The sequence below is a fragment of the Nocardia coubleae NBRC 108252 genome (assembly GCF_001612805.1).
GTDB classification, from domain to species: domain Bacteria; phylum Actinomycetota; class Actinomycetes; order Mycobacteriales; family Mycobacteriaceae; genus Nocardia; species Nocardia coubleae.
On record NZ_BDBD01000019.1, the window covers coordinates 497,790 to 509,836 of the forward strand.

Genomic DNA, 12,047 nt, shown 5'->3' on the forward strand with positions numbered 1-12,047 from the left:
CGGACGACCGAGGGTGTCGATGGAACCCGATCTCACCGTCCCGACCTGGCACTCAACAGACGTGAGTGCCAAGGCCATTTTTAGCACTCGAGTGACGAGAGTGCAAGGTCGCCTCCGGCACGAACCGCCGCGCCGGAGGCGACGGGATCAGGATTCTTCCTGCGCGGCGAGGAACTGGCTCAGCAGTTCGACGAGTTCGGCTTCTACAACAGCCTTGTCCAGGCCGAGGTCACTGAGCACACCCGAGCCGTTCTCGTGCTCGAGCAGCGCGAGCAGGATGTGCTCGGTGCCGATGTAGTTGTGGCCGAGGCGAAGTGCCTCGCGAAACGTCAGTTCCAGCACCTTCTTGGTTTCCCCGTCGAACGGGATGAGCGCGGGCACCTCGTCGGCGGCACCGGGTAGCCCCGCGGTGGCCGCCGCGCGAACAGCGTCGAGTTCGACCCCCCTGGCCTCGATTTCCTTGGCCGCGAGACCTTCTCGCTGACCGATCAGGGCCAGGATCAGATGGCCGAGAGTGATCTGGTCGTTGTTCGCCGCCCGCGCCGACTCCTGCGCATCGACGACGACCTGCCGCGCACGCGGGGTGAACTTCGCGAACCCGGCCTGCGGGTCCATGGCGGCGGCGTCGCCGGGCTGCTTGGGGACGAACCGCTTCTGCGCGGCCTGCTTGCTGACGCCCATGCTGGCGCCGATCTCGGTCCAGGAGGCGCCGGAGCGGCGAGCCTGGTCGACGAAGTGGCCGATGAGGTGGTCGGCGACCTCGCCCATGTGATCGCCGACGACGACGGCGTCGGTGAGCTGTTCGAGGACGTTGTCGGGGCGGGCCTTCTTGATGCCGTCGATCAGATCGTCGAGGCGGATGTTCGGTGTGCTCATGCGTCAACTCTAAGTTGACGACATCGACTTCGTCAACCTCTGGTTGACGATCCGTTGATGGCAGAGTGGGCGGTATGGGGAGAATTTCGGGGTGGTTCCTGCGGGTCGCAGGAATAGTGGTGACCGCGTGTTGCCTGATCGCGGCGGGACGTTTCCTGCTGCCACAGCCAGGAGCCGGGGAAATACCGGGCTCCACGGAACGGCAATTGTCGTTTCTGCGCGCGGCCCTGGACGACGGCGCCGATACGGCAGCGCAGCAACAGTTTCCGGAGGGGCATCTGTTCTCCAATGCGCTCTACGGACTGGCCTGGGTGCAGGCTGCGCACGCCGAGCCCGGACTGCGTTCGCAGGCCGTGCGCGAATCGCGGTGGGCGCTGGCGCGACTGGAGTCCGAGGAGGGGCGGGCGGTGTTCAGTCCGCAATTGCAGCCCGCCTACGGGATCTTCTGGGCGGGGTGGACGAACTGGTTACGCGGGGCGATCCTGTCGCTCGACTCGTCCGACTCCGCTCAGATTCAACGATTTTCCGAGCACAGCCAGGAGATCGCGGAGGCGTTCGCGGCATCCGACACTCCGTTTCTGCAGGCCTATCGAGGGCAGGCGTGGCCGGTGGACTCCACGGTCGCGATCGCCTCACTTCGGCTGCACGACAAGCTGTTCGGTGCGCGCCATTCGGCGGTGATCGAGCGGTGGCTGGATCAGGCCCGATCACGCCTCGACCCTTCCACAGGCCTGCTCCCCCACCAGGTTTCCGCTGTGGACGGCTCGATGAGCACGGGCTCGAGGGCGACCTCCCAGGCGGTGATTCATCGGTTCCTGCCGGAGATCGATCCGGAATTCGCGCGAGCACAGTACTCGCTGTTCCGCAACCGATTCCTCTCGCACCCTGGCGGTTTCGGGCCCGCGATACGCGAATATCCACACGGCGTGGACGGCAGCGGTGATGTGGACTCGGGGCCTTTGATCGCGGGCATCAGCCTGTCGGCCACGGTGGTTGCCCAGGGCGCCGCCCGCGTCAACGGGGACGACGCCCTGGCTCGAGCCCTCGCCGCCGAAGGCGAACTACTCGGCCTACCGATCGACCTGCCCAGCTCGAAACGTTATGCGTTCGGCCTGGTCCCGATCGGTGACGCCTTCGTCGCCTGGTCGTCCACCGCCCGACCCATCGTCACCGAACCACCCTCCGCCACTTACGAATTGCGCTGGTGGTGGCGCCTGCCGTGGCTCGCGCTACTGACCCTGATCGCCCTCGCCCCGTGGGCCTGGCGGATCACCGCCGTGGCGCGAAGTGCCGTGCGCGCCGACTCCCGAGCCGGCAGGACCTCAGCGTCGAGCATCTGACATGGCGATGGTTGCGGCTGTCAGCGCAGGCCGACCGCCATTCCGGCACCGCGCACGATCAGTTCCTTCACCACCGCACCGGTGCGGCCCCGGATCACGCGCGCTCCGGGAGTGTCGTCGGCATTGAGCACCTGGATGACGGCATCGCGGCGGCCGAGACTGAGGCATTGGAGCTGGTAGCGGAAGTTCATCGGCTCCGGCTCGACACCCTTGGCACGGGCGACAATTGCCCGGGCCACGTAACCACCTGCGGGAATAGCCGTGGCACAAGCCATTCGGAGCGGACGATCGCCCGGCCCTGCGATCAGTGCCGCATCGCCGGCGGCGTAGATGTCGGGGTGGGAGATAGAGCGCAGGGTCACGTCGGTCCGGATGCGGCCGTGCTCGTCGACCGCGAGGCCGGCGCTCCGGGCCAGATCGGGAACGGTGAAACCCGCTGTCCAGACCACTGATTCGGCTTCGATGACGGTGCCGTCGGCGAGCCGCACACCCGTGGGCAGCACCTCGACGACCTTCGCCGACGACCGGATCTCCACCCCGAGCCGGGTGAGCGTGGCGCGAATGCTCTCGACGGCCCGCGCCGACAGCCAGGCGCCCGGCTCGTCGGCGCCGAGCAGCGTCACCGCCGAATAGCGTTGCGATTCGGCGAGTTCCGCCGCCAGTTCGATGCCCGTCGACCCGGAGCCGACCACAACGACCCGCCCCTCGGGCAGGGCACGCACATCCTCGGGCGTCGCGACAGACCGCGCGTATTCGGCCACGCCCGGCGCGCCCGACCGATCGGCCGCGCTACCGAGCGCGTAGACCAACGTGTCGTATGCGAGTGACCATTCACCGATGTTCGAGGCTTGCCGACGACCAGCGCCTTCCGGCGCGCCGTCGCCCGACCACTGATCGGACCGGCGAGCCTGCCCCGCCGAGGTGCCGCGGTCGAGCAGCCCCCCTGGTGAGCCGGCAAGCTCCTCGAGGTGAACCTGCTTGGTCACCGGGTCGAGACCCGAGATTCTCGCCTGAACGAACTCTGCCCCCTTGCGCTCCAACAACTTCCGCAGCTCCCAGCGCTTGATTCGCTGCCCCGCCGCCTCCTGGTGCAACCGCACACGCTCGACGAACTCGGCGCGGGAATCGACCACGGTGATCCTCGTGTCACGCGATGTGCGGGCCAGACGGCGGGCCGCCGCGAGACCCGCGTACCCCGCGCCGAGAACGACGATCCGATGCTGACCGGTCATGGTGTGGCTCCTCTCGATGTGCCGACACCCTCCAGACCGGGCAGCCCCCGTTTTCCTGACAGGTCGCGCCGGTGATCCGGCTCACACCGCGAATCGGTCCAGTTTGTCCGGGTTCACCACGATGAGCACCTCGTCGACCAGGCCCGCGTCGTCGATCTCGAAGAACATGACAGAACTGGCCTGCACGCCGTCGGCCCGCACGATCAACGCCAGCTCGCCGTTCACCTCGTCGAAGGCGAAAGTCGTTGCCGGGGTGAGGAACTTGGTGAGCCCGACGAGGTAACGCGACACCTGGTCGGCGCCGGTGACCGGGCGGCGGGCGGCGGTCACCTTGCCGCCGCCGTCGGCCATGCTCACCACATCGGCGGCGAGCATGGCGCGCAGACCGGCGACATCACCGGTGGCGGCGGCCGACATGAATCGCTCGAACAGGGCACGCACCTGCTCGTTCGGCGCCGGGTAGCGCCGCTTCCCGCCGCGCACCCGGGTGGTTGCCCGGTGCAGGATCTGCTGCGAGTTGGCCTCGGTGAGGTCGAGCATCGCCGCGATCTCGGCGTGCGGGTAGCCGAACGCCTCGCGAAGCACGAACACCGCACGCTCCACCGGGTTGAGCCGTTCCATCGCGGTGAGCAGCGCCAGCGATACCGATTCGCGTTCCTCGACGGTTTCCAGCGGACCGAATTCCCCCGAAGGCACCGGCTCGGGCAACCACGGGCCGACGTAGGTTTCGCGCCGGGCACGCGCCGACACCAGCTCGGTGCGGCACAGATTCACAGTGACGGTGGTGAGCCAAGCTTCGGGATTGTCGATGGCGGACCGGTCGGCGGCGGCCCAGCGCAGGTAGGCCTCCTGCACCACGTCCTCGGCGTCACTCGCGGCACCGAACATGCGGTAGGCCAGCGCGAACAACCTCGGCCGATGCCGCGAGAACACGGCAATATCGGCGGCTGGCGCCGCCCGGTTTTCGGCCCTGTGAGCCTCGAATCCGAGGGGCGATACTGCGCCTTCGGCGTTCCGTCTCGCCCCTCGGATCCGAGGCGGCCGAAAACCAGGGTTGTCGGCTTCCATGACGGAACCTCCAGTCTGCGGAGCGAGATACCTGTTCAGCCGTCGTCGCGCGGACGACGTAACCGCAACCGCGCCGACCCGCGAATCGCCGGACGACGGATCTGCGGCATCCGCCGCTGCGCGCGCCGCTGGGCCCGCCGCTCGGCGGGTTTGTGCTGCCAGGTCTCCGGTCGCGCCGCCACCCAGCGCGCCGAGCGCCAGGCGAAGGGGATGTGACCGAGGTACAGCGCGACGAGGATCAGCAGCAGCACGATCGGGTAGGTCACCAGCAGCGCGGCCGCGACGGCGACGAGCACCAGCAGACCGGCGGCGGCCTGCGGTGCCACCGACACCGACTTCATGGCGAGCGTCGGGATGGTGCTCACACACAGCAGCGCGGCGAAGGTGGTCCACACGGCGACGAAGGTGAAGCTGTCCCACCAGCCGTCGCCGAACTGCACCTTCAGCGCGATCGGGACCAGCGCGATCAGGGCGCCCGCGGGCGCGGGCACACCGGTGAAGTACTCACGTGCCCAGTTCGGGCGGGAATCGTCGTCGAGCAGGGTGTTGAACCTGGCCAGGCGAAGCACCAGGCTCACCGCGTACATCAGGGCGATGATCCAGCCCGCGCTGTACCCGTCGAGGAGCGTGACGTAGAGGACGAGCGCGGGCGCGACGCCGAAGGAAATGGCGTCGGAGAGCGAGTCGAGTTCGGCGCCCATCTTGGAGGTGGCGTCGAGCATGCGCGCCAAGCGGCCGTCGAGGGTGTCGAGCACGGCGGCGGCACCGACCATGGCCAGCGCGATGCCGAGTTCACCGTCGAGCCCGAACTTCACCGCCGACAACCCCGAGCACAGCGCGAGGATGGTGACGATGCTCGGCAGCAACCGGACCGAACGCGGCCGACGGCGGCGAGCCGAATGCGCCTGTTCGATCATCCCAGCACAGCCAGCACGGTTTCGGCTCCGATCGTGCGCTGACCGGGGGTCACCAGCAGTTCGGTGCCCGCCGGGAAGTAGGTGTCCACACGGGAACCGAAACGGATGAGTCCGTAGGTGTCACCGATGGTGAGCTGATCGCCGACGCGAGCGTCGCAGACGATGCGGCGCGCGAGCAGCCCCGCGATCTGCACGACCACGACCTGCTTGCCCTCGGCCGTCTCGATGAGCATGCTGTTGCGCTCGTTGGCGTCGGAGGCCTCGGCCAGGTCGGCGGAGAGGAATTTGCCCGGCTGGTGCAGCACCTCGCGCACCGTGCCGGACACGGGCACGCGCTGCACGTGCACGTCGAGCACGGACAGGAAGATGCTCACCCGCGGCAACGGCTGCTCACCCAGGCCGAGCTCGGCGGGCGGCACAGCTGTGTCGACGAGGGCGATCTCGCCGTCGGCAGGTGCGACGACGATGCCCGCGCGGTTGGGCGGCACCCGGTGCGGGTGCCGGAAGAAGGCTGCGCAGGCCGCCGCGGCGGCTAAACCGGCCCGCCGAACCCACTTGTTGCGTCCGCCGACGACCGCCACCGCCAGCGGCGCCGCCACGAACGGCAGGCCTGCGGGGTGCAGCGGAGGTACAGCGGCCCGGACCAGGTCGACGACATGGCCGACGCCGGTGGTCTCGGGCGTGCCGGGCGGGGTGGGGCGGCGTGCCACGGGCTCCCTCTTTCGTGTGATGACAACAGCGATCACACCTTACGGGAAGCCCGTCGCCCGCAGTGGCCGTCAGTGCACTGATCTGCGCCCGGTGAAGAGTCCGACCAGGAACAACAGCAGGCAGGCACCGGCCAGACAGGTGATGAAGCTGAAGATCCAGCCCGCGCCCTCGACGTCGACGCCGAACAGCTTCAGGATGAAGCCGCCGAGCAGACCGCCGACGATACCGACGACGATGTTGAGCAGGATGCCCTGCTGGGCGTCGGTCTTCATGAACTTGCTGGCTATCCATCCGGCGAGTCCGCCGATGATGATCCAACCAATGATCCCGAGTCCGAGCATTGTGTACCTCGTTCCCTCGAAGGGTCGGCTAGCTATCGCCTCGTCTCACAGTTATACCCCTCGCCTCTTGTGACAATCGACACTCTTCGGACAGATTTTCGCGCTAATATGAGGACGCCTCATGTCTACGCGTTCACATGTTGTCCACGTAGGGGTCACGGGCGATGAGGGACAGATTTCGATGCTTCAGGTACACCCAGCGGTGCAACCCGCAGGTTGCCAGGTACAGAGGAGATACGCATGGCTGCTCGAATCGCCCAGACGACTGGCGCGGAGCACACCGCGATCCTCGGGCTGGGCGTGTACCGCCCCGCCCGGGTGGTCACCAACGACGAGGTCGCGGGCCCGATCAACTCGAGCGACGAGTGGATCCAGACCCGATCCGGCATCAAGACCCGCCGCTTCGCCTCGGACTCCGAGACCGTGCAGTCCATGAGCGTTGCCGCCGCGCGTGACGCGATGGCCGCCGCGGGTGTCGCCGCCGATCAGGTCGACTGCGTCATCGTCGCGACGTCCACCCACCTGCTGCTCACCCCGGCCATCGGGCCGCGCATCGCCACCGACCTGGACATGACCGGCGCCGCCGCCTTCGACATCTCCGCGGGCTGTGCCGGTTTCTGCCACGCCGTCGGCATGGCCTCGGACCTCGTGCGCGCGGGCACCTCCCAGCACGTGCTGGTGATCGGCGTCGAAAAGCTCACCGACACCATCGATTTCATTGACCGTTCCACCGCCTTCCTGTTCGCCGACGGCGCCGGCGCGGTGATCGTCGGGCCCGCGCCGGAGCAGGGCATCGGCCCGACGGTGTGGGGTTCGGACGGCACCCAGCACCACGCCATCCGCCAGAGCAAGGACTGGATGGAGTTCTTCGCCGAGATCGAGGAGAAGGGCGTCGAGGCGGTGCGGCCCTACCTCACGATGGAGGGCACGGCGGTGTTCCGCTGGGCGGCGCACTCGCTGGAGAAGGTGTGCCGGGAGGCGATCGATCGCGCGGGCCTGACCACCGACGAACTCGACGCGATGATCCCGCACCAGGCCAACGGCCGCATCATCGAGATCATGGCCCGGGTGCTGAAGCTGCCGGAGAGCTGCGCGCTGGCCAACGACATCGAGGAAGCGGGCAACACCTCGGCAGCCTCGATCCCGCTGGCCATGGAGGCGTTACTGCGCAAGGGCGAATCGAAGCCGGGCGACACGGCCCTGCTCATCGCCTTCGGCGCCGGGTTGTCCTATGCCGCACAGGTGATCACCATGCCCGCCTGGAAGTCCTGACTCGGCAAATCCCACCACGACGGCGGTGACCTGCACCGAAGCAGGTCACCGACCGGCCCTTCGGCCGTGTCCACCCCGTCCCGCTTGCACCGACTCGGACATGCTGGCAAACTCTTCGCTAATCGAAGTAGCTGATCGAAGAGGCTCAGCCGCCCGGCATACCCGTCGTCGACCCCGAGGTGATCGGCCGTGAAACTGCGCTCACTCCTGCCACGCAGGCACATCAACGAGGTTCCGCTGCTCCCCACCATCGAGCCGGACGACAGCTTCGCCCTGCGCAGCGCCTTCACCCGCCGCAAACGCGACGAACGCCTCGAACGCCTGCTCACCCCGAGCGAGCTCGACTTGGTACTGCAGCGCCAGCTCTGATTCCGCGCACGGGGGATACTTGCGGGGTGAGCAATCCCGCCATGACCAAACCGGCCATTCTGAGCGTCGACGACGATCCCGGCGTTTCGCGGGCGGTGGTGCGCGACCTGCGCCGCCGCTTCGGCGCCGACTACCGCATTCTGCGCGCCGAATCGGGTCCGCAGGCCCTCGAGGCCCTGCGTGAGATGAAGCTGCGCGGTCAGCCGGTGGCCGTGCTGATCGCCGACTACCGCATGCCGGGTATGGACGGCATCGAATTCCTCGAGCAGGCGATGGACCTGCATCCCTACGCACGCCGCGTATTGCTCACCGCCTACGCCGACACCGATGCGGCGATCAACGCGATCAACGTCGTCGACCTCGACCACTACCTGCTCAAGCCGTGGGATCCGCCGGAGGAGAAGCTGTATCCGGTGATCGACGGCCTCCTCGACGCCTGGCGCAGTGCCGAACAGCGGCCCGTCTACGAGACCAAGGTGGTCGGTGACCGCTGGTCGCCGCGATCCTCACAGGTGCGAGAGTTCCTGGCGCGCAACCAGTTGCCGTACCGCTGGTACCCGCGCGACGAACCCGAGGGCGCCCGGCTGCTCGAGGCGGCGGGTGCCGACCCGCAGTCGTGTCCGGTGGTCATCACCCAGGCGGGCGAGGCATTGATCCAGCCGACCGACAGCGAACTCGCCGAAAGCTGCGGTCTCACCGTGCAAGCCAGCGACGAGTTCTACGACCTGATCGTCGTCGGCGGTGGTCCGGCCGGGCTCGGCGCCGCCGTCTACGGCGCGTCCGAGGGTTTGCGCACCGTGCTGGTGGAACGCACCGCGACCGGTGGGCAGGCCGGGCAGAGCTCACGCATCGAGAACTATCTCGGTTTCCCCGACGGGCTTTCGGGCGCGCAACTGGCCGACCGCGCACGCAGGCAGGCCGCGAAGTTCGGTGCCGAGATCGTCACCACCCGCGAGGTCGTCGGCCTGGAGGTGAACGGTTCGGCACGGACTGTGCGCTTCGCCGACGGCGGATCACTGTGCGCGCACACGGTTCTCATCGCCACCGGCGTGGACTACCGACGTCATCCGGCGCCGGGTGTCGACGAATTCACCGGGCGCGGCGTGTATTACGGCTCGGCGATGACCGAGGCCACCGAATGCGCCGAGCAAGAGGTGTACATCGTCGGTGGCGCGAACTCCGCCGGGCAGGCCGCGGTGTTCCTGTCGCGGCACGCGCGTGGCGTGCACCTGGTGGTGCGTGGCGACTCGCTGGAGAAGTCGATGTCGCACTACCTGATTCAGCAGATCGCGCAGATCCCGAACATCACCGTGCACACCGAAACCGAGGTGGCCGGCGCCGACGGCGACCAGCACCTGGAACGGATCATCCTGCGCGACAACCGCAACGGCACCGAGGACAAGGTCGACGCGCAACGATTGTTCCTGTTCATCGGCGCCGCACCGCAGACCGGCTGGCTCGACGGTGTCGTCGCCCGCGACGACGCCGGCTACGTGCTGGCGGGCCCCGACCTGCTCGTCGACGGCGCGCGCCCGGCAGGCTGGGAGCTGCCGCGACCACCGCACCACCTCGAAACCAGCGTGCCCGGGGTGTTCGTGGCCGGTGACGTGCACGCCGAGTCGGCCAAGCGGGTCGCCTCGGCGGTCGGCGAAGGCGCCATGGCCGTGATGTTCGTGCACCGGTACCTGTCGTAGGAGGCGTGATGTCGGTCTGTGATCCCGAAGAACTGCGAACTCTGTTCCTGTTCGAAAAGCTCGACGACGCACAGCTTTCCGAGCTGTGCGCGGCCGGTCGCATCGAATACGTCGACCCGGGGCCGGTGTTCCTCGAGGGCCAACCCGCGACCTGCTTCTACGTGCTCATCGACGGCGAGGTGAAGCTGACCAAGCTCTCGGGCGGGGTGGAGGTGGAAACCAACCGCACCGACCAGCGCGGTGTGTACGCGGGCGCGTGGACGGCGTACCTGGGCGACAAGGCCGAGCCGAACTACAACGGGTCGATGTATGTGCTGCGCCGGTCCCGGTTCCTTGTGCTCGACGCGGCCGACTTCTCCCGGATGATGCACGCGTGGTTCCCGATGGCGGTGCACCTGCTCGAGGGCGCGTTCTTCGGTGGGCGGCGGTCCAATCAGCGCATCGCCGAGCGTGAGCGGCTCGTCGCGCTCGGTTCGCTGTCGGCGGGGCTCACCCACGAGCTCAACAATCCCGCCGCCGCTGCCGTGCGGGCCACCGCCGGGTTGCGTGAGCGGGTGGCCGGAATGCGGCACAAGCTCAAGATGATGGCCGAGGGCAAGTTCCCCACCGAGGCCCTCGTGCACCTGGTGGAGCTGCAGGAACAGGCCGCCGAGCAGGTGGCCAAGGCGCCGGATCTGTCGCCGCTCGAGGCGGCCGACCGCGAGGACGCCCTCGCCGACTGGTTCACCGACGAGGGCATCGCCGACGGCTGGAACCTGGCGCCCACCTTCGTGCAGGCCGGTCTCGACGTCGACTGGCTCGAAGGGGTGAAGGCGACCCTGCAGGCCTGCCATGCCGACGTGTTCGAGGGCGCGGTGCGCTGGCTGAACTACACCATCGAGACCGAGCTGCTGCTGAACGAGATCGTCGACTCCACCGGCCGCATCTCCACTCTCGTCGGCGCGGCCAAGCAGTACTCACAGATGGACCGGGCGCCGTACCAGGTCGTCGACCTGCACGAACTGCTCGATTCCACCCTGGTGATGCTCAACCGCAAGCTCGGTGACGGTGTGCGGGTGGTCAAGGACTACGACCGCGCCCTCCCGCCGGTGCCGTGCTTCGCCGCCGAACTCAACCAGGTGTGGACGAATCTGATCGACAACGCGGTCTACGCGATGGGCGGCGAGGGCACCCTCACCGTGCGCACCTATCGTGAGAACGATTGTGTGGCAGTCGAAATCGGCGATACGGGTCCCGGTATTCCCGAGGAGTCGCGCAACCGCATCTTCGAACCGTTCTTCACGACCAAACCGGTCGGTGAGGGCACCGGTCTCGGCCTGGACATCTCGTTCCGCATCGTGGTGAACAAGCACGACGGTGACATCCGCGTCGATTCCGTTCCCGGCGACACGCGGTTCACCGTGCGCCTGCCCCTGCAACCCGCACAGCAGGCACCCGCCGGGTCGTAGGGTTCCAAGCACGCCGAGAACCCCCGCGGCGCCAGCCGCCTGGAAACGGAGGTCAGCGAATGCCAGAAGGAATCGATCCAACGGTGCCGCCCAGTGGGCCGGGGTGTGCCGAGTGCACCGAGGCCGGTGGCTGGTGGGTGCACCTGCGCCGGTGCGCGCAGTGCGGGCACATCGGCTGCTGTGACAGCTCCCCCAGCCAGCACGCCACCCGGCACTACGGCAGCACCGGTCACCCGTTCATGCAGAGCTACGAGCCCGGCGAGGACTGGTTCTGGAACTTCGCGACCAACGAGATGTACGAGGGCGGACCCGAACTCGCGGCGCCGACCAGTCATCCCTCTGATCAGCCCGCCCCCGGTCCGGCGGGCCGGGTTCCCGAGAACTGGCAGTCACTGATCCACTGAGGTCAGGGCGTCATCCCGGCGGCCTCGGCCACCGTCTTGTCTGCATTGCCCGGTGCCAGGCACACCAGTTTGGCGGTGCCGAGCGCTACGTTCGGGCTGCCCTCGAACGGGCCGCCGGGGTTGTCGGCCAGGATCTGCTCGATGACCCGCGTCTGCGCGTCGTTGTCGAGTGACTTGAATTCCGAGCAGGTGACCTGCGAACCGCTCGCGGCCGCCTTGGACGTGGTCGTGGCCGGTGCGGTGGTGCTCGCGGGCGTGCCCTTGCGCAGGCCGGAGGCGTCGGTGGCTTCGTCGGCGGAACCGCAGCCTGCCAGGATCAGGGTGAGTGCCCCGGCAGTCGCGACGACGGAAGAGATTCGGTTCATCTGCTGGTTT

General features: G+C 68.0%; 13 protein-coding genes. 6 read left to right on the forward strand and 7 right to left on the reverse strand.

Annotation, left to right across the window (positions count from 1 at the left end; translation table 11 throughout):
- Nucleotides 1–147 precede the first annotated feature (147 nt).
- A complete protein-coding gene (locus tag NCO8_RS22050; protein WP_067642012.1) occupies nucleotides 148–876 on the reverse strand; it encodes a Clp protease N-terminal domain-containing protein in 729 nt (242 codons plus the stop codon).
- A gap of 119 nt (nucleotides 877–995) precedes the next feature.
- Between NCO8_RS22050 and NCO8_RS22055 the strand changes: the two genes are divergently transcribed.
- Nucleotides 996–2,216, forward strand: coding sequence for a hypothetical protein (locus tag NCO8_RS22055; RefSeq protein ID WP_157105033.1), 1,221 nt, complete (start codon nucleotides 996–998; stop codon nucleotides 2,214–2,216).
- Nucleotides 2,217–2,236: 20 nt separating this feature from the next.
- Here the strand turns inward: NCO8_RS22055 and NCO8_RS22060 are convergent, their stop codons facing one another.
- From NCO8_RS22060 to NCO8_RS22080, 5 genes are all read right to left on the reverse strand, one after another.
- The gene (locus tag NCO8_RS22060) at nucleotides 2,237–3,448 is read right to left on the reverse strand and encodes an NAD(P)/FAD-dependent oxidoreductase (RefSeq protein WP_067642014.1); all 1,212 of its coding nucleotides are present in this window, start codon (nucleotides 3,446–3,448) and stop codon (nucleotides 2,237–2,239) included.
- An 81-nt stretch (nucleotides 3,449–3,529) separates the two neighbouring features.
- Nucleotides 3,530–4,381 carry an RNA polymerase sigma-70 factor gene (locus NCO8_RS22065; protein ID WP_245655455.1) on the reverse strand — a complete coding sequence of 284 codons (852 nt, stop codon included), beginning with the start codon at nucleotides 4,379–4,381 and terminating at the stop codon, nucleotides 3,530–3,532.
- A gap of 170 nt (nucleotides 4,382–4,551) precedes the next feature.
- Complete coding sequence (locus NCO8_RS22070; RefSeq protein WP_067642015.1) at nucleotides 4,552–5,433, reverse strand: CDP-alcohol phosphatidyltransferase family protein; 882 nt, start codon at nucleotides 5,431–5,433, stop codon at nucleotides 4,552–4,554.
- Nucleotides 5,430–6,143: a phosphatidylserine decarboxylase gene (locus tag NCO8_RS22075; RefSeq protein WP_067484619.1), complete on the reverse strand. Its 714-nt coding sequence runs from the start codon at nucleotides 6,141–6,143 to the stop codon at nucleotides 5,430–5,432. The genes NCO8_RS22070 and NCO8_RS22075 overlap by 4 nt, the downstream gene beginning before the upstream one ends.
- A gap of 69 nt (nucleotides 6,144–6,212) precedes the next feature.
- Nucleotides 6,213–6,485, reverse strand: a complete 273-nt coding sequence (locus NCO8_RS22080) for a GlsB/YeaQ/YmgE family stress response membrane protein (RefSeq protein ID WP_067642016.1) — start codon at nucleotides 6,483–6,485, stop codon at nucleotides 6,213–6,215.
- A gap of 240 nt (nucleotides 6,486–6,725) precedes the next feature.
- Between NCO8_RS22080 and NCO8_RS22085 the strand changes: the two genes are divergently transcribed.
- The 5 genes from NCO8_RS22085 (at nucleotide 6,726) to NCO8_RS22105 (ending at nucleotide 11,672) form a co-directional block, all read left to right on the forward strand.
- Nucleotides 6,726–7,757, forward strand: a complete 1,032-nt coding sequence (locus NCO8_RS22085; protein ID WP_067642017.1) for a beta-ketoacyl-ACP synthase III — start codon at nucleotides 6,726–6,728, stop codon at nucleotides 7,755–7,757.
- A 189-nt stretch (nucleotides 7,758–7,946) separates the two neighbouring features.
- Complete coding sequence (locus NCO8_RS22090) at nucleotides 7,947–8,126, forward strand: hypothetical protein (protein WP_067642018.1); 180 nt, start codon at nucleotides 7,947–7,949, stop codon at nucleotides 8,124–8,126.
- Nucleotides 8,127–8,152: 26 nt separating this feature from the next.
- Nucleotides 8,153–9,820 (forward strand): NAD(P)/FAD-dependent oxidoreductase, encoded by a 1,668-nt coding sequence (locus tag NCO8_RS22095; RefSeq protein WP_067642019.1) that lies wholly within the window; start codon nucleotides 8,153–8,155, stop codon nucleotides 9,818–9,820.
- 8 nt (nucleotides 9,821–9,828) lie between these two features.
- The gene (locus NCO8_RS22100; RefSeq protein WP_067484605.1) at nucleotides 9,829–11,268 is read left to right on the forward strand and encodes an ATP-binding protein; all 1,440 of its coding nucleotides are present in this window, start codon (nucleotides 9,829–9,831) and stop codon (nucleotides 11,266–11,268) included.
- A 59-nt stretch (nucleotides 11,269–11,327) separates the two neighbouring features.
- A complete protein-coding gene (locus NCO8_RS22105; protein WP_067642020.1) occupies nucleotides 11,328–11,672 on the forward strand; it encodes a UBP-type zinc finger domain-containing protein in 345 nt (114 codons plus the stop codon).
- Nucleotides 11,673–11,674: 2 nt separating this feature from the next.
- Here the strand turns inward: NCO8_RS22105 and NCO8_RS22110 are convergent, their stop codons facing one another.
- Complete coding sequence (locus NCO8_RS22110) at nucleotides 11,675–12,037, reverse strand: hypothetical protein (protein WP_067484587.1); 363 nt, start codon at nucleotides 12,035–12,037, stop codon at nucleotides 11,675–11,677.
- Nucleotides 12,038–12,047: the final 10 nt, after the last annotated feature.